This is a genomic window from Chryseobacterium fluminis (genome assembly GCF_026314945.1).
Lineage (GTDB): Bacteria > Bacteroidota > Bacteroidia > Flavobacteriales > Weeksellaceae > Chryseobacterium > Chryseobacterium fluminis.
In genome coordinates this window covers 3,964,706-3,986,754 of record NZ_CP111121.1, presented here as the reverse complement: position 1 = coordinate 3,986,754, position 22,049 = coordinate 3,964,706, and the positions used below count along the sequence as shown (strand labels likewise).

Annotated in this window: 22 protein-coding genes and 1 pseudogene; 18 read left to right on the top strand and 5 right to left on the bottom strand. The window is 39.3% G+C overall.

The features are described 5' to 3' along the window. The first annotated feature begins 89 nt into the window (after window positions 1-89). From ODZ84_RS18230 to ODZ84_RS23695, 7 genes and pseudogenes are all read left to right on the top strand, one after another. On the top strand, window positions 90-1,001 hold the full coding sequence (locus ODZ84_RS18230; RefSeq protein WP_266173807.1) for an alpha/beta hydrolase: 912 nt from the start codon (window positions 90-92) through the stop codon (window positions 999-1,001). 185 nt (window positions 1,002-1,186) lie between these two features. Beyond that, window positions 1,187-2,155: a pectinesterase family protein gene (locus ODZ84_RS18225; protein WP_266173806.1), complete on the top strand. Its 969-nt coding sequence runs from the start codon at window positions 1,187-1,189 to the stop codon at window positions 2,153-2,155. A 129-nt stretch (window positions 2,156-2,284) separates the two neighbouring features. Further along, window positions 2,285-3,022 (top strand): rhamnogalacturonan acetylesterase, encoded by a 738-nt coding sequence (locus tag ODZ84_RS18220; protein WP_266173805.1) that lies wholly within the window; start codon window positions 2,285-2,287, stop codon window positions 3,020-3,022. Window positions 3,023-3,188: 166 nt separating this feature from the next. Beyond that, window positions 3,189-3,530 carry a cupin domain-containing protein gene (locus ODZ84_RS18215; RefSeq protein WP_266173804.1) on the top strand — a complete coding sequence of 114 codons (342 nt, stop codon included), beginning with the start codon at window positions 3,189-3,191 and terminating at the stop codon, window positions 3,528-3,530. A 74-nt stretch (window positions 3,531-3,604) separates the two neighbouring features. Further along, window positions 3,605-4,504 carry an alpha/beta hydrolase gene (locus ODZ84_RS18210; RefSeq protein WP_266173803.1) on the top strand — a complete coding sequence of 300 codons (900 nt, stop codon included), beginning with the start codon at window positions 3,605-3,607 and terminating at the stop codon, window positions 4,502-4,504. 180 nt (window positions 4,505-4,684) lie between these two features. After that, window positions 4,685-6,766 (top strand): annotated as a pseudogene (locus tag ODZ84_RS23700) (glycoside hydrolase family 95 protein); the annotation flags it as partial. Window positions 6,767-6,772: 6 nt separating this feature from the next. Next, the gene (locus ODZ84_RS23695; protein ID WP_408612441.1) at window positions 6,773-7,159 is read left to right on the top strand and encodes a glycoside hydrolase family 95-like protein; all 387 of its coding nucleotides are present in this window, start codon (window positions 6,773-6,775) and stop codon (window positions 7,157-7,159) included. Window positions 7,160-7,240: 81 nt separating this feature from the next. Here the strand turns inward: ODZ84_RS23695 and pelA are convergent, their stop codons facing one another. The 4 genes from pelA to ODZ84_RS18185 form a co-directional block, all read right to left on the bottom strand. Next, on the bottom strand, window positions 7,241-8,251 hold the full coding sequence (pelA, locus tag ODZ84_RS18200) for a pectate lyase (protein WP_266173802.1): 1,011 nt from the start codon (window positions 8,249-8,251) through the stop codon (window positions 7,241-7,243). Between the two features lie 5 nt (window positions 8,252-8,256). Beyond that, complete coding sequence (locus ODZ84_RS18195) at window positions 8,257-9,456, bottom strand: DUF4861 family protein (protein WP_266173801.1); 1,200 nt, start codon at window positions 9,454-9,456, stop codon at window positions 8,257-8,259. A 314-nt stretch (window positions 9,457-9,770) separates the two neighbouring features. Further along, the gene (locus ODZ84_RS18190) at window positions 9,771-10,106 is read right to left on the bottom strand and encodes a DUF6150 family protein (RefSeq protein ID WP_266173800.1); all 336 of its coding nucleotides are present in this window, start codon (window positions 10,104-10,106) and stop codon (window positions 9,771-9,773) included. 122 nt (window positions 10,107-10,228) lie between these two features. Next, window positions 10,229-13,204 carry a VIT domain-containing protein gene (locus ODZ84_RS18185; protein WP_266173799.1) on the bottom strand — a complete coding sequence of 992 codons (2,976 nt, stop codon included), beginning with the start codon at window positions 13,202-13,204 and terminating at the stop codon, window positions 10,229-10,231. 257 nt (window positions 13,205-13,461) lie between these two features. Here ODZ84_RS18185 and ODZ84_RS18180 point away from each other — a divergent pair, with 257 nt between their 5' ends. After that, the gene (locus ODZ84_RS18180) at window positions 13,462-14,208 is read left to right on the top strand and encodes a ThiF family adenylyltransferase (RefSeq protein WP_266173798.1); all 747 of its coding nucleotides are present in this window, start codon (window positions 13,462-13,464) and stop codon (window positions 14,206-14,208) included. An 8-nt stretch (window positions 14,209-14,216) separates the two neighbouring features. Here ODZ84_RS18180 and ODZ84_RS18175 read toward each other — a convergent pair whose 3' ends face one another. After that, window positions 14,217-14,975 (bottom strand): response regulator transcription factor, encoded by a 759-nt coding sequence (locus tag ODZ84_RS18175; RefSeq protein WP_266173797.1) that lies wholly within the window; start codon window positions 14,973-14,975, stop codon window positions 14,217-14,219. A 124-nt stretch (window positions 14,976-15,099) separates the two neighbouring features. Here ODZ84_RS18175 and ODZ84_RS18170 point away from each other — a divergent pair, with 124 nt between their 5' ends. The 10 genes from ODZ84_RS18170 to ODZ84_RS18125 all read left to right on the top strand — a co-directional run bounded on the left by ODZ84_RS18170 (window position 15,100) and on the right by ODZ84_RS18125 (window position 22,049). Next, complete coding sequence (locus ODZ84_RS18170; protein ID WP_266173796.1) at window positions 15,100-15,741, top strand: hypothetical protein; 642 nt, start codon at window positions 15,100-15,102, stop codon at window positions 15,739-15,741. A 63-nt stretch (window positions 15,742-15,804) separates the two neighbouring features. Beyond that, the gene (locus tag ODZ84_RS18165) at window positions 15,805-18,204 is read left to right on the top strand and encodes a TonB-dependent receptor domain-containing protein (protein WP_266173795.1); all 2,400 of its coding nucleotides are present in this window, start codon (window positions 15,805-15,807) and stop codon (window positions 18,202-18,204) included. 88 nt (window positions 18,205-18,292) lie between these two features. Beyond that, window positions 18,293-18,469: a class I lanthipeptide gene (locus ODZ84_RS18160; protein ID WP_266173793.1), complete on the top strand. Its 177-nt coding sequence runs from the start codon at window positions 18,293-18,295 to the stop codon at window positions 18,467-18,469. A 55-nt stretch (window positions 18,470-18,524) separates the two neighbouring features. Continuing rightward, window positions 18,525-18,701 carry a class I lanthipeptide gene (locus ODZ84_RS18155; protein ID WP_266173794.1) on the top strand — a complete coding sequence of 59 codons (177 nt, stop codon included), beginning with the start codon at window positions 18,525-18,527 and terminating at the stop codon, window positions 18,699-18,701. A 55-nt stretch (window positions 18,702-18,756) separates the two neighbouring features. Then, on the top strand, window positions 18,757-18,933 hold the full coding sequence (locus ODZ84_RS18150; RefSeq protein WP_266173793.1) for a class I lanthipeptide: 177 nt from the start codon (window positions 18,757-18,759) through the stop codon (window positions 18,931-18,933). Between the two features lie 55 nt (window positions 18,934-18,988). Further along, complete coding sequence (locus tag ODZ84_RS18145; protein ID WP_266173792.1) at window positions 18,989-19,168, top strand: class I lanthipeptide; 180 nt, start codon at window positions 18,989-18,991, stop codon at window positions 19,166-19,168. A gap of 54 nt (window positions 19,169-19,222) precedes the next feature. Further along, entirely contained in the window at window positions 19,223-19,402 is a 180-nt protein-coding gene (locus tag ODZ84_RS18140) for a class I lanthipeptide (RefSeq protein WP_266173791.1), read from the top strand. 54 nt (window positions 19,403-19,456) lie between these two features. Then, window positions 19,457-19,636, top strand: a complete 180-nt coding sequence (locus ODZ84_RS18135) for a class I lanthipeptide (protein ID WP_266173790.1) — start codon at window positions 19,457-19,459, stop codon at window positions 19,634-19,636. A gap of 80 nt (window positions 19,637-19,716) precedes the next feature. Further along, on the top strand, window positions 19,717-20,889 hold the full coding sequence (locus tag ODZ84_RS18130) for a lanthionine synthetase LanC family protein (RefSeq protein WP_266173789.1): 1,173 nt from the start codon (window positions 19,717-19,719) through the stop codon (window positions 20,887-20,889). Beyond that, a complete protein-coding gene (locus tag ODZ84_RS18125) occupies window positions 20,889-22,049 on the top strand; it encodes a lanthionine synthetase LanC family protein (RefSeq protein ID WP_266173788.1) in 1,161 nt (386 codons plus the stop codon). Before ODZ84_RS18130 ends, ODZ84_RS18125 begins: the two co-directional genes overlap by 1 nt.

Sequence of the window (22,049 nt, the reverse complement as noted above, 5' to 3'; positions counted from 1 at the left end):
TACATTCTAAAAACAAAAAAACTTTGTGTCATTGAGAAAATCCAACCCATCAAAAATAAAAAACAGTATTAAAAAAATTTCGTAAACGAATGATTTTTAACAGAAGACATACTTATATTTCTATTTTTTTTGTAGGGACCATGGCATTCGGGCAGGTAAACCGCCCGAATGCTACTCCTTATACCAACGAAGGTACGTTTGAAAAATTCAGGAAGAAATATCCTTTTACCACTCCCATAGACCGCCCGGTTCCGCAAAATATCGGGATTGATAAAGATGTGGAATATTCCCATATCAACGGAATTTCTTTAAAATCTGATGTATACTATCCCTTCGATAAGTCAAAAAAATATCCGGGCATTGCCATGGTTCATGGTGGCGGATGGATCTCAGGAAGCAAAGAAAATGAAAAATTTATGGCCATGGAACTGGCTTCAAAAGGCTATGTCGTGATCGCTATCGGTTATCGGCTGGCTGATGTGGCAAAATACCCTGCCGGCGTCGAAGATATCGAAACAGGTATCCAATGGCTGAGAAAAAATCACAGAAAATATTCTTTAAACAAAAAGAAAATAGCGGTGCTGGGTGAATCTGCAGGAGCACAGATGGCGACTTTGGTCGGCGTTAAGAAAAAGAACAGACTACAGGCCATTGTGAATGTAGATGGCGTGGTTTCTTTTGTTCATGAGGAATCCGGTAAAGAAGGGACTTATGATGCCTACTGGCTCGGTTACCCACAAAAAGACAATCCGGAAATCTGGAAAGAAGCCTCACCGTTGGAATATGTGGATAAAAATACGCCTCCTACTCTTTTCATCAACAGCTCTCAACCCCGTTTTCATGCCGGAAGAGATGATATGATGAAAAAGCTGAAGAGCTATAATATCCCGACAGAGTTTCATGAAATCAAAGATACCCCCCATTCTTTCTGGTCGGCAGAACCCTGGTTTACAGAAACCTTGAATTTAACGGTTGACTTTTTAGATAAAGTTTTAAAGTAAAATTAATGATGATTTTAAACGCAAAGATTTATTTAATCTAATGAATTTTTAGTGGGCAAAGATGAATCAGCAGGTTGATTTGATGAAGTTATCGTCATAGCTTCGCTAAGCAGATTTTATTTGCCTTTGTTTTCTAAAATTATAAGTTTCATAAAAACCTTTGCGTCAAAAAAATAATTCAGTCTATGAAAAAATTATTTTTAATTCTATTCATTTCGATGATCAATTTCCTCTTGGCAGGAAATGATCCTTATCTCAAAATTACTGTTGCCAAAGACGGTAGCGGGGATTTCACTTCCATTCAGAAGGCGATCAATTCCGTGAGGGATCTGGGTCCGGCTGAAGCTTTGATTACCATTAAATCAGGAACGTATCATGAAAAGGTGGTTATTCCCTCTTCAAAACATAAAATCACATTGGAAGGTGAAAATAAAGACCATACGATTATCACCAACAATGATTTTTCCGGAAAATCAGATTCGTTCAATGAAAAAATGACGACATTCAATTCCTATACTTTACTGGTCATGGGTGATGATATTAAAATCAGCAATCTGACCATTCAAAACGCTTCATGCAATGAAGGACAGGCGGTTTCTCTTCATGTGGAAGGTGACCGTTTTATGATTAAAAATGCTAAAATTCTGGGATGCCAGGATACGGTTTATTCGGCGACAAATCACAGCAGACAATACTTTGAAAACTGTTATATCGAAGGAACCACCGATTTTATTTTCGGCCAGGCCACTGTTGTTTTTAAAAACTGTACCATTAAAAGTCTTGCAGATTCTTATATTACCGCAGCCGCTACAAAAGCCGACAGACCCTATGGTTTTGTATTTTTCGACTGTACCTTAATCGCAAAAGAAGGCATTACAAAGGTTTATCTGGGAAGACCCTGGAGACCTTACGCAAAAACGGTTTTTATCAATACCGACATGGGAAAACACATCCTTCCGGAAGGCTGGAATCCCTGGAAAGGCGATAAAATGTTTCCTGATAAAGAAAAAACGGCTTATTATGCAGAATCCGGAAGCAAAGGTGAAGGCGGAAACCCGTCAAAACGTGTAAGCTGGTCGCATCAGCTGACCAAAAAAGATTTGAAAAATTATACTATTGAAAAGATTTTTGATGGATGGAATCCAAATAAATAATAAATTATTGAAATGTTTCAACCAACTCAACATGACAACTCAACATTAACTGTCCCATTTCAGCAACATCGGTAACGGTATGATGCTGAGCCTGTCGAAGCATCTTCAAGTTTAAACAAATAAATTAAAATGAAAAAAATAATTTTAATATTCACCTTAGCGGTATCAACTTTAATTCTGGCTCAACAAAAACCAACGCTTTTCCTCATCGGCGATTCTATGATGGCCAACAAAGAAAATCCTGAAAAAAATCCCGAACACGGCTGGGGACAGGTTTTAGGGCAATTTATGACTACAGGAATTGAAATTCAGAATCATGCAATGAACGGAAGAAGCTCAAAAAGTTTCAGGACGGAAGGCAGATGGGATAAGGTGGAAAAACAACTGAAAAAAGGAGATTTCGTAATCATTCAGTTTGGGCATAACGACCAGAAGGTGAAAGATTCGACGAAGTTTACCAATCCTTACACTCAGTACAGAGCCAATCTGGAAAGGTACGTGAATGAAGCCAGGGCAAAGGGGGCGACTCCTGTTCTGATGACTTCTATTGTCAGAAGAGACTTTACGGAGAACGGTGTCCTGGTAGATACTCATAAAGAATATCCTTTGGTGGTAAGAATGGTAGCCAATGATCTGAAGGTCCCGTTTGTGGATATGCAGTTATTGACAGAACAACTGGAAATTTCTTATGGTCCGGAAAAGTCCAAAAAGCTACATTTGCACTATAAAGAAGGCGAAGAACCTTATTATCCGAAAGGAAAGGATGATGATACGCATTTATCAAGATTAGGGGCGGAGTCTGTTGCAAAACTGGCAGTAAAAAATCTGAAGACTCTGAAAATTGGTTTAGAGAAGTATATTAAATAAAATTCGCGCTGATTCTGCAGATTACGCTGATTTAAAATAGTCCACACTTTTCATCTATGTTTATTATTCAGAATGAAGCAAGCGGAGTCACCAACCTGGATTCCTTCTTAACCGGCATAAAAGATAATGTGGAATAATTTAGTTTAAAATATCAAAAATATAAACAATGAATTTTAAAAAAGAACCCTTCTTTGATGGGAATTCAGACTGGGAAGATTTAGGAGCCGGTGTTTCAAGACAGTTTATAGGCTACAATTCTCAGGTGATGATGGTGATTGTAAAGTTTGAAGAAGATGCCGTAGGAGCATTGCATCAGCATTTTCACTCCCAGATCACTTACGTTGCTTCAGGGAAGTTTGAAGTGACTGTAAATGATGAGGTTAAAATTTTACAGCAGGGTGACGGTTTTTTTGCCCAGCCCAATATTTTTCACGGTGTAAAATGTCTGGAAGCCGGACAGCTGATTGACGCTTTTACCCCTTTCAGAGAAGATTTTCTGAAAGATTAATTTAAAAATAAAACCTTCAGGGTTTTAGAGACCCTGAAGGTTGGAATAATAAATAATTTACCAAATCATCGGTTATGAAAAAAATAGCTTTCCTGGTATTAATTTCCCTTTTCATTCAATTACCGGCACAGGAAAAAATAATGGTCTGGCCAAAAGGTCAGATGCCTAATTCTAAAGGATTACCATTAAAAACGGAAGAAAAAGACGGAAGAATTATACAGATTAAGGAAACTGAACTCTTTGCTTTTTTACCTCCGAAGGAAGAGAGAAAACAGATGGCCGTTGTTGTGATCCCCGGGGGAGGCTATTATAAACTGACGTACGATCTAGGGGGCTATCAGATTGCCAAATGGTTTAACACCCAAGGAATTTCGGCTTTCGTTTTAAATTACAGGCTTCCGACTTCTCCCGATCTGAAACAAAAAGAAATTGCTCCGCTGCAGGATATTCAGGCAGCAATAAAATATCTCAGAAAAAATGCTGACCAGTATGGCATTTCACCGGACCAGATCGGTGTCATCGGAACTTCCGCAGGCGGACATCTGGCGGCGTCGGTAAGTAATATTCCTACAGACTATACCGAACTGAAAGGAGACTGGGCTCCAATTCCGACTGTTCCCAATTTTGCTATTCTGGTTTCCCCGGTTATTGATTTGGGAGAATTTGCTCACGTCGGAAGCCGGAACAGCCTGCTGGGGGAAAATGCTTCTGCTGATAAAATCAAAGAATATTCGATGCAAAACCGGGTGACGGAAAAAACGCCGCCTACTATTTTGTTTCATGCTCAGAATGATAAAACAGTGCCTGTGATGAACAGCATCATGTATTATCAAGAAATGGTGAAAAATAAAGTAAAAGGAGCCCTGTTTATTTTCCCTGAGGGTGAGCATAAAATCGGGATTACCAATAAATCTGAGCTTACGGATAATTGGAAAACGTTATGCTCGGACTGGCTGAAAACAATACCTAAATAATAATTCTGAACTGGGTTAAAAAATTGTTCATATAACAGCGTATCGAGAACTTTTGAATTGGGAATAATGTCTTTTTCTCACCGGCTCCGGATACATTTTTCTTAAATATGCCTCGAAAAAAAATCGAACTGACGGAGTGGATTTTATAGCGTAAATGTTCTCCCTTTTAAAAAATAAAAAATGCTGAAATTCATTCAATATAAAATATTTTCAATAGCTTTCGTAAGCGTATTTTCAGTTTCTGTCCAGGCACAGCAGAGTTTAAAATTAATGTATCATAAGCCTGCCGAAAACTGGAACGAAGCTTTACCGATCGGAAACGGAAAACTGGGGGCAATGGTCTATGGCGGAGCTTCACAGGAACATCTTCAACTTAACGAAGAAACCATCTGGGCAGGAGAACCGGGAAATAATGTTCCGAAAAATACGTTTGACAGCATTCAGAAGATCAGAATACTCCTGAATGAAAGTAAATTTCAGGAAGCACAAAATGTTTCCAACAGAACCTATCCGAGGCAAGCTCCCAAAGATCTGAATTACGGAATGCCCTACCAGACCATGGGCGATCTGTTCCTGGATTTCAAAGGTCATGAAAATTTTTAAAATTATACCCGCACTTTAGATATTGAAAAGGCAGTCAGTACCGTTTCTTATGAAGTAAATGGTGTGACTTTCAAACGTGAAATTTTCTCGTCTTTTGCAGATCATGTAATTATGATTAAACTGTACTCCAGTAGAAAAGGAAGTTTGAATTTTTCCATCAACGCCTCTACTCCACACCTGCAGAAATCAATTTTTACAGAGAAAAACCAACTGGTAGTTTCCGGAACCAGCGGATCGGTGGATAATAAAACCGGTAAAATTAATTTTAAAACAGTGGCTGTTCCGGTTTTAAAGGGCGGAAAATTAACCTCAACAAAAAATCAACTGGATATCTCCGGAGCGGATGAAGTGGTCATTTATGTTTCCATAGCGACGAATTTTAAAAAGTATAATGACCTTTCAGCAAATCCTGATGCAAGAGTTTCAGAATATTTAAAATCTGCTTTAACTAAAAAATACGATACCGAATTAAAAGCTCACATTGAAAAATATCAGAAATATTTCAAGCGGGTAAGTTTAGATTTAGGAACTATCGGGCAGGCCAAAAAAACAACCGACCTCCGGATAAAGGAGTTTGGAAATTCAAAAGATCCGGATTTAGTGGCTTTATATTTTCAGTTCGGACGCTATCTTCTGATTTCCTCTTCACAACCCGGAACTCAGCCTGCCAATCTCCAGGGCATCTGGAACTATCAGCTGAATCCTGCCTGGGACAGCAAATACACGGTGAACATCAATACGGAGATGAATTACTGGCCTGCTGAAAACACCAACCTCAGCGAAATGCACGAGCCTTTATTTGATATGATTCAGGACCTGTCGGTGACAGGACAGGAATCGGCAAGAGAAATGTACCATGCGAGAGGCTGGAATATGCACCATAACACAGATTTGTGGAGAATAACGGGAATTGTAGACGGTGGTTTTTACGGAATGTGGCCGATGGGCGGAGCCTGGCTGACCCAGCATCTTTGGAATCATTATCTGTATACCGGAGATAAGGAATTTTTAAAGAAATATTATACTGCTTTAAAAGGCTGTGCTTTGTTTTATCTTGATGTTCTTCAACAGGACCCTACGAAGAAATACCTGGTGGTTTCTCCTTCTATGTCGCCTGAAAACACGTATATGAAAAGTGTCGGAATCACATCGGGAACGACCATGGATAACCAGTTAGTTTTTGATGTATTTAACAACTTTATTCATGCTTCAAAAATTTTAAATGAAGATCACCGCCTTTCGGATGAAGTTCAGTCTGCTTTAAAGCAACTTCCGCCTATGCAGATAGGTCAGCATGCCCAATTACAGGAATGGCTGGAAGATAGGGACAGAACCGATGATAAACACAGACATATTTCACATTTATACGGTTTGTTTCCTTCGGGACAGATTTCGCCGTTCAGAAATCCTGATTTAACGGAAGCTGCAAAAAATTCTATGATCTACCGCGGCGACAAATCCACAGGCTGGTCGATGGGCTGGAAAGTAAACTGGTGGGCAAGACTGCTGGACGGAAACAGAGCATTTAAATTAATTTCAGATCAGCTGACTCCTGCTCCGATGGAAGGCAAAGGTCAGTCGGGAGGTACCTATCCGAATCTTCTGGATGCGCATCCGCCCTTTCAGATTGATGGAAATTTTGGCTGTACTTCAGGAATTGCAGAAATGCTGCTGCAAAGTTATGACGGCTGTCTTTATATTTTACCGGCTCTTCCGGATGCTTTACCTAACGGTTCAGTAAAAGGTCTGAAAGCACGTGCCGGTTTTGAAGTAGATATCGACTGGAAAGATTCCAAGCTGACAAAACTGGTTGTAAAATCTTCTTTGGGAGGAAACGCGAGAATCAGGATTTCCAGAGATACTACAATCAGAACCAAGGCAAATTTACAATTGGCAAGAGGTGAAAATCCTAACGAATATTATCAGGTCAATTCGATTAAAACGCCTTTAATTTCAGAAAAAGCCCCATTGAAAGGGTATCCTGTCCCACAAACCCATGTATTTGATTTTGAGACCGAAAAAGGGGGTACCTATATTTTCTTAGGGAAGTAATCCCGTCAATTCCATTATATTTCCAGAAAAAAGATAAAAAAAACCTGACGGTTTTGAAGATCCGTCAGGCATAGTAAGTCGTTATACTTTTTTATTTTTATCAAGCCATTTCGGAAACTCTTTATTGATCAGCTTATCGGCAAAATCACCGAACCAGCTGTAGCCGTTTCGTCTTTCTTCGGAAACTTCGTTGTAATCGTATTTTACACTTCCGTCACGGTCTCCGAAAAGGGGTTTATTGGTATTGATATCATAGAATCTTGCCCAGATCACCGAATTTTTATCTTCTGCCAGAGTTCGTACGGCTTTGCCGTTGACTTTGGTTACATTGTAGCTATAGCCTTCTATTTTATGTTGTTTAAACCAGGTAACCGCTGACTCTATTGATTTTTCAATTTCGGGAGTCACCGGCTGCATCATCAGAAACCTGACAATACCTACTGATTCTGCGGTGGCCAGGGAAACAGGCTCAAAAGCCCGGGCTTTATCGGGCTGAAGGGTAATTTCGTTGTACTGATCGCCCCAGATGGTAGGTATTCCTTTTTGCAAAACCTGGGTTTTTAGGATGCATTCAATTCCTTTTTGTACGGCGATTTTAGACTTTTCTTTTAGGGCCGGGCTGACTCCGTCAAAATTATTTTTTCCTTCTGCTGCATTGTATAAAACGGTCAATGCATTAATCATCGCATTATCATTATAGGTGATCTGTTTTCTGTACAATCCGGTATTGGGATAATACTGCGGAAAACCACCGTTTTTATACTGCATAAGAAGAAGATAACTGATTCCTTTTTCTGCAGCTTTCAGATACTGGCTGTTTTTAGTTTCGGAATAGGCTTTTATCAATGCATTGATTTCTCTTGAAGTGGCATTGTTATCAATGGTGGCATGATCATCACCCGTCTCTTTTATTTTCTTTAAGAGGGCTTTGTCGATGGGGACATTATAATCAACCACCGATTTATCATTCAGCTGTTTTCCCCATCCGCCGTTGGGAAGCTGATAAATCAGCATTTTTTCTGCCAGGGTATCTTTCACCTGTGCAAAGTATAAAGCAGAAGCCAAAGAAAGTATGGCTATTGAAATTTTCATGTGTATCATTTTACATCTTTAATAAACTTAACAGCTATGGGATTAGCTACGATCTGCGATTGCCTGTCCAGGATCTTCTCCCAATCTGCCTGCGTCTGAACCTGTCCGCTTTTCTGCCATGCAAATCCTGCATAATAGATCAGTTTTTTCTGAGGTTTTGTCACCACTAACAGATTGCTCTGATCGGGGGTTTCAGTTCTGTGCGCTACAGATTTCTGGACGATGTTCGGATTGACGACAATGCCTTCTCCTACAAAAGCATCATCTATCTTTTCCCAATGCAGATAAAATCCCTTTCTGTCATTTAATTTGGTAAGCCCTTCGTTTTTATGTAAACTGATTCCGATGGTATAATTCGGAACGGGATTCTGGGATATGAAATCAGATTCGAATCTGGAAAAATTGGATCCGATGTCCAGGGATATTCTTTTTGTTTCCTGTACTTTATAATCACTCCACGGAAAGTAGGTCAGTTCGAAGACAGTCCTTAACGGACCTTCTGCAATCGTTCTTGAGCTGATAAAATTCTTTGAAACCTGCAGCTTTTCATTGACCCAGATTCCGATTCCTCCTGTTCCGCGGCTGTCCCCTACATGATACGGATCGTACCCTTCTCCCCTTGTATCTTTATGATAATACATCGGATCGGTAAGGTATCCTTTATACCATTTATTAATCACCGGCTGATCTGTTTTTTTAAACCAGATATCCACGCCACTGGAAAGTGTACTTCCTTTAACGCCCTGTTCGGCTTCCTTCTGACCTTTCGGACCATATACTCTGAAAGCTACCTTATCATTTTCCCAGGCATAGTCATCCACTCTCTCCGGAACCAGTCTGGAGTAAGTGGTAACTTTTGGCTGAGGGATGACCGATTTTGAGTCGGCCACTAATTTATAGATGACCGATTTCTTCGCATCCATGTTGGCCAGAAAAAGCAATTCATCACTTTTTCCATCATTATCATAATCAATCCACTGAATTGGAATAAATTTATTATTTTCGTCTTTAATTCTTAGATCTGCTTCTCTTGTTTTCTTTAAAACTGATTTCAAATCGTTTACAGAAAGGGAAAGCACCTCATTTCTTGGAAAATCAAGTGGATTGGTGAGCTCAATTGATTGTTGTGCCTGTAAAAAGTTCACCCCAATGCAACCGATTGCACTCATTAATCCCAGCAAAGAAAATTTAGTTTTAAACATCATTTTTCTCAATTTGTTATTTCATCAAAAGTAAAAATAATTTTCGGGTGCGCATAAAAAATGCTCTTTAATCCTTCTAATTTAACATTATTTTAAGATCCTGACTATCATTAACTTGTTAAGGTTACATAAAATCTTCCTGTTAATATATAATTTTAAAAGTCTGTAGTGCATTGGAATATAATAAGGCTGTACAATATCTCCTGCATTTGCCTGTGCTCTTGGTATTTCCGGCGGGCCGTCTGCGACGGCCCGCCGGAAATACTTGTGAAATTATATTCAGCAAGCCGCTTTTGAAAACTTAACTGTTGAACTTTTTAATACATCAGGTGTTGTTTGTCTTTATTCCTCCACCCTGCCTGACTGTCGTATTTTACAAAAAATATTTTTAAATCTGCCTGGCTTTCGTAGTCGGTAAAATATATTTTTTTCGCCGCCTGACTTTCATACTGGGTGAAAAACCATTTTCCATTGTTGTTTCCGGCCTGGCTGTCATACGTTACTTTATAGACTTTCAGATCTGCCTGGCTTTCATACTCCGTCACAAAAACTTTTACCTCTGCCTGGCTTGAATATCGGGTGGAAAATACCTTCTGGGCACTCAAATTGGCTGTCAGGACAGAAAAGGAAAGTACGGCGATACATTTTATCATTTTTGTATTATTCTGTGATAGAAGATACAAAATTTATTTCCCGATGCACTACTTTCCATAAAAAGCGCCCGCATTTCTGCGGGCGCACGAACTAATTTGTGTTTCTACCTAACCTATTAATATTAAAACTCGAATTCTCCTATTAAAATACCGTTTCTGTTGCCTCCGGGATCTTTCTGATTCTGAAAGACAACGATTTTTCGCTCCTGCTTTCCGGTGGCATAGTTGATATAAACTTCAGCCATAATCGCGGTAGGTCCTGCGATATTGATCTGCCTTTCTCCAAAGAAATTTGTCTGAATCTGATATTTCCCTTTGACTGCTTTTTTCAGTAAAAACTGCTCCGGGCCAAAGCCCCCGGTAAAATCGTTGCTTATTCTTCCTCCGATCTGAGTCGATTGATGAGAATACATACATCTTTCCTGATTAGGATCCGTCACCCAGAGATCGATGTCGGTATCGTCTTTGTTCCAGTTCAGAACCACGCGTATATTTACGGGCAGATCGGCAATAATTTTAGGATTGATATTTTTTACGCTAAGCCTGTCACTGTGCCTGCTGATCAGTTCATTGATCTCCATGATGATGGTCTCTTCAATTCCGTAATCACGGGCAGCCATTTCACGGGTATACGTCTGATTCAGAATTTTATATAAGTTATCCAGAGCCTCCTGGTATCTTCCGTTATCTTCCAGGGCCAACGCATAATCTCTGTAACTCTGAGGATCAAAAGGCCTCCACTCCAACACTTTCTGACTGATCCAAAGCTCTTTATCAAAAATATCCTCCTGCTTTAGCCGGTAACCCAATAATTTATACAACTCTTCATTTTCAATATCCAGATCTGCAATAGAACTTAATACCTTTAATCCTGACTTTTTATCATTCATTTTGAAAAGAAGCTGGGCAACATCAAAATAATATTGCGGGGTTTCCTGATAATCAAGCCTGTTATTAAGGTACGTCTGGTAAATTTCGGCCGGTTTTTTATAGCCTTCAAAGAGCTTCATGTATTCCGCATCGGATTTCACATCAAACGTGCTGATTTTTCCTTTACTGATTACACTTTCCTGAATCTCTTTTCTCTTATCGCCCAGTGAGCTCATTCCTCTTACTGACACATTAACACCGGAAACGGAACCCTTTAAACTTGAGATTCTGTCTGCTACTGCCGATTCTGCGACGATTGAACTGCTCACCGTAGCTATCGAATTGGGAGCTCTTTTTGCAGAATACCCTAGCATGACCACCTCTTCAATTCTTCTTTCACGCTCCGTTGTATCTGTCTGAGACTGCCTGCCTGACGGCTTGGGGTATATTTTTTCTCTCTGCTCAAAATCTGTATTCCACCATGCTTTAAGATTTGCGGTAATGCTTTCGGCTCTCTGCATCAGGTCACTTACCCGCTGATCTTTGAACTGCTGATTATTTTTTACGATCCTGTCATATTCCTGGCGTAATTCAGCAGGAGGAGTGATTTCATACCGGACATAATCCGTGATATTCTCCAGCACCATCAGGCTCATATTATTGCTTACCAAGCCAAATTGTCTGCTTAGATTTTTGATATCTGCCTTGTTTTTCTTTTCAAAAATTTCCAGTTCGTTCAATTTTTTCTGAGCCCAGAATTGCGATATTTCCCAATCTGTAATAGTCTGACTGTCTGCATTCAGATGGATTATTTTAGATTCTGTCACTTCATTTCCATACCCGAATAACACTTTTATTGTGGCCTGATTTCCTTTTAAAATACCCGTTAGAAGGAAATGATCTGAAACCGCCTGCGGAAGTGACGGGTATACTTCTGAAACAGCAGCATCCTTTTCTACTCCTAAGAACTTTAAAGGTTCATAAAGCAGTTTCTTAACCTCTTTGGAGGGTAGATTTTCATTAATGTTCAGAAATTCACCTCCCGTTTTACTGCTGATAAATTTTAACTGATTAAAATTGGCATTATTGGAAGCTGCCACAGTGTACACCGGATTTTTCCATACTAGATTCAGCTCTCCGAAAGACGAAAGACCATCTGTAAAAAACAAAATTTCGTCTTCCCTGAGGGGTTTTAACTGCCCGAAATCCGTACCTCCGTCATATGTTGCCTGGGAAAGGTAGGTCTTAAGTTCGGTCCAGTCTCCTCTGCTGATCCTGAATTTTTTGCCTTCATCAAAGCTGTTGTTAATGAAATATACGTTGACAACAGGGCTTTTATTTGTTTTAAAATATTCATTCAACAATTCAAATTCCTTTTTGTGATCACGTTTGGATCCGCTTAAGGAATTATCCCAGACAATAGCTATTCTGTTGGCCGGATTTTTTGCTCTTTCCTTTGCTTCGGCTCCCAAATCAGCAAGAAAATAAGAAGACCGGTCTGATGCTTTCTGCATTAATATGCCTGGATTGCTGTCATTCTGAGGTACATTTATTTTAAGATTGTGAGACGGTCTGTAATTGGTTTTATGGGTTTCTGCAACCCAGACGTTTCCGTTTTTCGTGAAATTGAAACTTCCGTCGGGTTTTTCTTCCAGCTGCGGCGATACTGCATTTTGAAAAATGCTTGTCTTTATGGTAAAGTCGGGAATTGTTTCCGGATAATTCAATGGCAAAAAGTACTGAAAATCATTTCCCGTCTTTTTTAATTCATAATGGTAAGTAATCTGAACCGTTCTTTCTCCCCCGTTGGCGTTGATCGGATAAATTCTTGTTCTGAAATTATTTCCTTCCACTTTTTCAAGAATACCCGGGTCTACCTTTCTTTTTTCGATGGTTTCAAAAACCTCTTTTGCCTTTTCTTTTTCTACAGGAACCGCATTTCTGAGCTTTCCGTTGATATCCAGCGCATAGCCACTGACATTGACTCCTTCCGGAAGCGGAAAAGTAAGTCGGCCTTCCATCAGCCGGCTTGACTTATTTCTAAATACCATGGTGATGATATTGGTCGAAATTCCGCCCGTGATTTTTGTTTCAATACTGAGTTTCTGCAGTACAACCTGTGTATTCTTATCAAACCCTCCTTTTCTGTCCGGTGTTTCGATAACCGGGATCTGTGCCCAATATAATATGGGAAGCACCAATAGAAATGCAATATATAAGTTTTTCATTGTATTCTCTTTTTGTTTTATGAGTCTCATTACTATTAAAGATGTCATCCGGAGCAAAAAGGTTGGAATTACTTCTGAAATTTTTTAAATAAAGGTAAAACACTCTTTATAAAACACTGTATTGTGATTTATTTTTATTGAATTTACCCTTTATACATCAAATAATCAAGAAAAAAGAAAACCAGAAGATGTTAACTACACTAGAGTGTAGCTTGTATCATGTCACATCCCCCTACATTTGTATCAAAGCATCAGTTATGGAAGCACAATACACCCGAAACAGACTTTATGTACACGAAGAAGAACAGAACAGGATAAAAAATATTCCGATATTACTTGCCGGAAGCGGTATCGGAAGCAATATTGCCGAATGTGCCCTCCGTTTTGGTTTTGAAAATATTACGATCGTAGATGGTGACACCATTGAACAGTCCAACCTTAACAGACAGAATTATACTCATAAAGATATCTCTACGTTTAAGGCAGAGACTCTCTATAACCGGTTGAAAGACATTAATCCTAGAGCAAATATTCAGTTCCGGAAAGAGTTTATCACCCATGAGAATGTGCACGACATCATTGAAGGGCATGGCATTGCCATTAATGCGCTCGATTTCACGAGTGATATCCCTATCGTTTTTGACAAGATATGCCAGGAAAAAGGCTTGCATATTTTACATCCTTACAATCTTGGCTGGGGAGGCCTGGTTGCTGTCATCACGCCGACAGGATTATCGCTGGACAGCCTTACGGATGAAAATTTCAACGAGCTGAAAATGGTCGAATATGTCGCCGGATACCTGCGGTTCTGGGAACGCCCGAATGAATGGCTCGAAAACATCATCCATGAGTACAAAACAGAACAGCAGAATCTTCCCCCGCCGCAATTATCCATCGCTTCATGGATCGTTGCGGGAATGTGCACGCATGTGATGTTTAAAATTGCTACCGGAAAGCCTTTTAAAACGTTTCCGCAGTTCTACATCAATGCCATTTCGGATTAAGAGTTAGATTATATCAATTTATAGCTGGTAGCATAGGACATTGCTTCCGTAATATTGTTGACTCCCATTTTATCAAACAGTTTCCTTCTGTGGAATTTGACGGTATCTCCTGTCACAAATATTTTTTCTGCGATCTCATTGATCGTAAGCCCCTGTGCATACAGACGCAGGATTTCGACCTCTCTTTCGGAGAGTTTAATTTTCTCATCTTTTATCCATTTACTCTCACTGAGGTCATAGTTCCAGATCTCATCGGTTCCTTGTTTTACAATGGAAATGTTTCCTGACTGATGATTGTGTGAAAGGGATACCAGACACATGGCTTTCCAGATTTTCCCTTCTGAGGAAAGGAAAAGCGGCGTCAGCTTATGGTTGATAAGGACCGCATTCTTATTTTCGTTAATCAAGTGGAAATCGTAAGAAATGGTATATAGTTTACGATCTTCAACAGGCAGATTCTCATAAAAATCGAACCCTACTTCATTGATCTTTAAGAGCAGTTCCAGATCTTCTTTCTTCACATGTCTGAAATAAAAGGCATATCCCATGGTTTCTACTTCCTGAGGGGTATGATCACACAAAAACAGAGGATTGTCGGATACATATTCGAAGTTCTGTTTCTGGTAATCGATCACGTACACACTCATGTAGGTAATTCTCGAAAAAGCTTTAATGACTTCTAAGTAATCAGCGGTCTGATTGCTTTCTGACTCGGAGATACTCTGGATACTGTTTTTTGTTGTAAAGAATTTATTTATTTCTTCCATGGCTTAGTTTTAAAAAGAGGATTTTCCTGTGACTACACTATAGTGTAGACTTTAACAAATCTACACAAAAGTGTAGCATTATTTACTATTCAGTGAAATAATTTTACCTAAAGATAATAAAAATATGGAATATTTTAACTTTTGTTCTTTAAGTAATAAAGACCTGCGCGAACTCTCAGAATTCGTTGTTACAGAGAATTTTAATCATCACGAAAATGACACAGACGCGGAGCAGTTCAGGGCTGAAGTAGATGACATCTATCAGGAAGAAAAAAGTTTTAATAATTCTAAAATTTTTGTATCCCGCGACAGCGATCAGAAAATTAATGGATCAATCAGGGTGCTAAAATGGAATCGTACGGATGTTCTGCCATTGGAAAAACTTTTCAGTATCAATCCTCAGGATATTATCAAAAACAAAGGCACCGATATCTGGCATATCGGAAGATTCGCCATCAAAAAAGGAATTGATAAAACCGGGTTCGGCGTTTTCAAAACTTTAATGGCTTATGCGCTTAACGAAGTTTGCCAAAATGAAAATTCTGTTGCCATCGCGGAGTGTGATGCCAAGCTTTTAAAAGTTTTGAAGTTAATGGGTATCGAAGCCATCACTCTGGCCAAGCCGATTCATTATTTAGGCTCTGAAACGATTGCTGTTCTTCTGACTTATAACGGATTGAAAAGGTTTCTTGACAAAAACTGCCATTTGATGTCAAAACCTGCGAGCGACCTACACCAAAGTGTAGTATTGCAGCAGATCGCCTAAGACTACCCAACAGTGTAGCAAGAAAGAAAACACAACCTGATACTTTTGAAATAAATAAAAGACATGACACAGAAATACTTAATATCACTATTATCCTTCATAGGAATGAGCATCAGCTTAAGTGCTCAGAGTATTTCGGGAAAAGTATCTGACGAACAGGCGAAAAATATTCCCTATGCCGAAGTGATGCTGTCAGCAGATAAAAACAACTATTCCGCGCTTACCGATGAAAATGGAAATTTTACCATCAGCCTGCCCAAAAATGATGCGTATACCCTGAAGATCTTTTTGAACGGAAATCAGGTATTGGAGAACAGGATCACGATAGATGGCAATATCAAGGAAAATTACACGATCAAAGACACCCCTGCTACCAACAAAGAAATTCAGGAAGTTACCCTGAGTAAAAAGAAAAAACTCGTAGAGAGAAAAGTGGACCGCCTGGTGTTTAATGTGGAAAACTCGGTGTCTGCAACAGGAGGAACCGCTCTGGATGCTTTAAAAACCACTCCGTTGGTCCGGGTACAGGACGAAAAAGTGTCCATTGTCGGAAAAGGGGAAGTTCTGGTGATGATCGATGACAGGATCCAGAGAATGTCGCAGGATGATCTTTCGGGTTTATTAAGGTCGATACCTTCGGACAATATCCAGTCGATTGAGGTGATCACTACCCCACCGGCAAAATACGACGCGGAAGGGGACAACGGATTAATCAATATTAAACTAAAAAAAGCTAAGGCCAACTCATGGAATGCCAATATCGGAGGGTCTTATACACAGAAAACGTATGCGGGAGGCGGCCTTCAGGGAATATTCAATTATAATTATAACAAACTGTCATTACAGGTTTCTGCCAATACCAACTCCCAGAGACTGCGTACCACTTCCGACAGCAAGATCTATTATCCTGACGAACTCTGGTTAATGAATGTAAAAAATAAGTCTGAGGAAAGCAGCCTGGGCCTGGGATTTGGAATCGATTATAAAATCAGCGAAGCCTGGACGACCGGAGCTAAATATCTTGGAAGTTTCACAAAAGATACCTCATCGAACAGTCCGCTGACGACAAGGATTAATAATACAACAGGCGCTGTAAATTCCTATATCGCATCTGATGTGGAGGCCAATAATAAGCCTGATATGAATTCTGTAAACTGGTACAATACCTTTAAGATAGATACTGCAGGTACAAAAATAACAACCGATTTTGATTATTTCAATTATAAAAAAAGGGATTACAGTTTCTTTGCAGGCAATGAACTCGACAATCAGAAAAACATCATTCCGCTGAGCTTTTTCTCAGCAACCAATACCAATGTAAACCGCATAGAAAACTACTCCGGAAAAGTAGATGTAGAAATGCCGCTGAAATGGGCAAATCTGAGCTTCGGTGGAAAATATACCTATACCAATACGGATAATGACCTGGTCGTATTTGACCAACAGACGGGCGTTCCCGTGCTGAACACCGATCAGACCAATGTATTTAATTATAAAGAATATAATGAAGCATTATACGTTTCGGCAAATAAAAAACTGGGTGAAAAATGGGAAACCCAGGCAGGACTGAGAATGGAAGCTACCCAGACAACGGGGTATTCTCAGAATCTTAACCAGACGAATAAAAACGATTATGTTAAACTTTTTCCCACCGCTTATGTGACGTATAACCCAAATGATCAGAATTCTTTTTCCCTCAACTACAGCCGGAGGATCCGAAGACCTACCTTTGAATATCTGAATCCTTTTGTGATCCGTACAAGCCCATATTATTATTCTGAAGGGAACCCTTTTCTGAAACCATCGGTGATCGATAACCTGGAATTTTCCTATGTCAGAAACCAGAAGTGGGCCTCATCGGTTTATTATTCGCAGGTATCCGATTTCAGTCAGGAGCTGGCCATCCTGGATCCCAATACCAATATCACGAGAAGTACTCCTCTGAACTATGCAAATACCTATCAGATCGGTGTGTCCACCTATTACAACTTTAATAAATGGTCCTGGTGGAACAGTTTTACGGGATTTAATATCAATTATCAGAATGTAAAATCCAAAACAGATGTTATCCGGTCCATTGATGGCTATAATGCCTATTTCTATTCAAACAATGATTTTACCCTGAACAAATCGAAAACGACATTTTTCAGCATTAACTACGGATTGCAGCTGCCGGGCCGTTATCAGATCTTTCATATCTCAACGATGAATATCCTGGATATTTCGATGAAATTTTTACTGCTGGATAAAAAATTAACCTTAACGGTGACCGGACAGGATTTATTGAATGGACAAAGACCGGTAATCAGTTACGAATCCAATGGCGTAAAGACAGACTTCAAAAGCTATGGTGACACAAGAGGCTTCAGGATCTCTCTAAGCTACAAGTTCGGAAACAACAATCTGAAGTCCGCACAGGACAGAAACTTCGGAAACGAAGACGAAAGAAACAGAGTTAACTAAACAGAAATATACTTGCAAGTAAGGTCCAATAAAGGTTTTAAGACTTGAAAAGATAACCGGAAACTAATCATTTTAAAATTTAAACATCATGCACAAAATCAAATTAACCAAAGGTTTACAGATCAACAAAGAGCAAATCAGCAAACTGCAGGAAGAGCAGATGAACAGCCTTAAAGGAGGAACCAACAGCCTACAGGCGGCGGCTCAGTCTTGCGGACAGTGTTCTTGCGGTGGAAACACAGTGGTAAAAACAAGAATTGCTTAACAGACATCTACACCAATCACATTATATACTTACAAACAATTTAAAAATTAACATCATGCACAAAATCAAATTAACCAAAGGTTTACAGATCAACAAAGAACAAATCAGCAAACTGCAGGAAGAGCAGATGACCAGCCTTAAAGGGGGAACCAACAGCCTACAGGCGGCGGCTCAGTCTTGCGGACAGTGTTCTTGCGGTGGAAACACTGTGGTAAAAACAAGAATTGCTTAACAGGCATCTAAACCAATCACATTACAATAATTACAAACAATTTAAAATTAACATCATGCACAAAATCAAATTAACCAAAGGTTTACAGATCAACAAAGAACAAATCAGCAAACTGCAGGAAGAGCAGATGAACAGCCTTAAAGGGGGAACCAACAGCCTACAGGCGGCGGCTCAGTCTTGCGGACAGTGTTCTTGCGGTGGAAACACAGTAGTAAAAACAAGAATTGCTTAACAGGCCTCTAAACCAATCACATTACTATAATTACAAACAATTTAAAATTAACATCATGCACAAAATCAAATTAACTAAAGGTTTACAGATCAACAAAGAACAAATCAGCAAACTGCAGGAAGAGCAGATGAACAGCCTTAAAGGAGGTACCAACAGCCTACAGGCGGCGGCTCAGTCTTGCGGACAGTGTTCTTGCGGTGGAAACACTGTGGTTCAGACAAGAGTGGCGAAATAATCCATTCCTTATAAAATTCGAAAATATTTATATAACAATCTAAAATTAAACATCATGTACAAAATCAAATTAACCAAAGGATTACAGATCAACAAAGAGCAAATCAGCAAACTGCAGGAAGAGCAGATGAACAGCCTTAAAGGAGGTACCAACAGCCTGCAGGCCCCGTCTCAGTCTTGCGGACAGTGTTCTTGCGGTGGAAACACAGTGGTTCAGACAAGAGTGGCGAAATAATTTATTCCTTATAAAATTCGAAAATATTTATATAACAATTTAAAATTAAACATCATGTACAAAATCAAATTAACCAAAGGATTACAGATCAACAAAGAGCAAATCAGCAAACTGCAGGAAGAGCAGATGAACAGCCTTAAAGGTGGTACCAACAGCCTACAGGCCCCGTCTCAGTCTTGCGGACAGTGTTCTTGCGGTGGAAACACAGTAGTTCAGACAAAAGTGGCGAAGTAATCCTTCCCTATAAAAAGAGGGAGATCTTAAAGTTCCCTCCCTCTTTTTAACCTTTTATATAATCTCACAGCTCTCAGATCATGCAAAAAGAAAGACAAATCATCTCAGAAATAGAAGAATGCATCCGTACAAAAGAAGCTAAGCTCACGAGCATAGGTCTTAACAACGGGATTCTAAGTGCCTCTATGTTTTACTATTATCATTATCTAATGACCCAGGAGTCTGAATCATTAGAACGGGTAACCCATTATATCGAGAAATCTTTATCTGTTTTAACGGAGGATTATAAAAGTCTTCATTTCAACGATGAAATTAGAGAGCTGGGATTATATATCATTTTCCTTAGACAGCAGGGAATTTTAGACAGCGATACCGATTCTCTACTGGAAAATATAGATGATATACTGGAAGAAATACTGATTCAGAAAACAGGGAAAGGTGATCTTGACCTTACCAGCGGTTTTCCGAGCTTTGCCAAATATTTCGTATTGAGAAACCTTGATGCTAAAAGACATTTGCTGTATAAAACGCTTGATAAAGTCATAGAACTTGCACAATCCCATGAAAATGGAAGTTACTGGATATTTAACCTGAGAAACCCTGAAGATCCTTATGTAGAGCTTGGTTTGGGACATGGTGTAACAGGAGTGATCAACTACCTTTTATTCCTTTACAAAAACAATGTCTACAGTGATGATTCTATAAGGCTTATTCATGAAGGGTTATCATTTATCTGGAGCTGCAAAGAACACGATTCTGAAAACATAAATCTTTTCCCATTCAACGCATTTGAAGATGTTTATATCGATTATCACAACCTGGCTTACGGAGAAATAGGAATCGGCTATACCTTTTACAATGCCGGACTTCTCCTACATCATCAGGACTATTGTGACAGAGGATTACACATCTTACTAAACACAACCAAATTTAAAGATGCTGATCGCGAAGCCATCCTGGAAGCAGGACTTATCTATGGCTCAGCAGGATTATCTGCACTTTATAAAAAACTGTATCACCTGACGGATCATAAAGATTTTCTGAATGCTAAAAACTACTGGCACCAACACCTTCTTCAGTTCAAAAAAAATGAAAATTCAGGCTGGGCAGGATTCAAAGCATATTACAACAGTGAATACGACAGCATCAATATGGCCTTCGGGCAGGGCATCGCCGGAATAGGAGTTACCTTGATGACCGATGTGATCAGTACCGGTCACGACTATGTTTCATTCTATAATTATGATCTATAATGGAAACTTTACGCTCTAAAAATATTGCTGATATCGTTAAAGAATACGACCGGAAGATTCTTGATTTCGATTATAGAGCATTACCCGACGACGGACTGCTGTTCGGAAAGCTGGGATTGCTTCTTTATTTTTTAGCCAATTATCACGCAAATAAAAACGAAGCCTATTTACATAAAGTGGGCGAAATCCTGGAAGAAGTTTTCGAAAACTGCAACACCGGGAAAGAAGGCAATGTGTATGCACTCCCTACTCTATCCAAAGGAATGACAGGCTTAGCCATCATCCTGGATTTATTAAAAAAAGACGGATTAACAGATGATGATTTTGATGATCAGATTCAGGAAATCGAAGAACTGATTTTCGAACAATCTGTAAAAATGCTGCAGGAAGACAATTTTACTTTTTTTGACGGACCCATCGGAAACCTATATTATTTCAATACCGTTAAAAATGAAAAATACAGCAGCGGAATTGTAGACATTCTTTATCATGAATGCATTTCCAAACCCATTCCATTTGAAAACAAACTTAACGACAGTTATGCAGATGGGATTAACTTAGGATTCAATTACGGCTATCTATCCATTGTTAATAATCTTTTATCGCTTCCTGTAATGACGGAAAAAGCAAAATATATTATTGACCGATGCATGAATTTCATTATTTCTAATTTTGATATTCATGAAATAGAAAATGCCAGAATATATAAACCCTATAATTACAAAGGAACCCCGGAGCAGCTGAAACCTTACCATAACAACCGGCTTTGCTGGTGCAACAGCGATCTCTCCTTCTCGTACCTGCTCTACAAAACCGGAGAAATCCTACAGGAAGAAAAATACCGCATACTGGCCCGCGAAATTGGTCTGGAAACCACAAAACGAAAAATGATGGCCAACACCGGAGTGGAATTTATCCAGTACTGCCACGGAACTTCAGGAATTGTAAAGCTCTACGATGAAATTTACAGGAAAGATCCTCGTCCGGAGTATAAGGAGGCCAAAGACTTTTGGCTCAAAAAATCCCGGGAAATTCTGGAAAAGGAAACAGATCTGCCCTTCACGGAGCCTGACAGCTCTTTAATTTTCGGAAAAACCGGAGCTTTAATCGCTCTTAATGATACTATTGAAAAAACGAAATATCTAAAATTTTTACTGTAA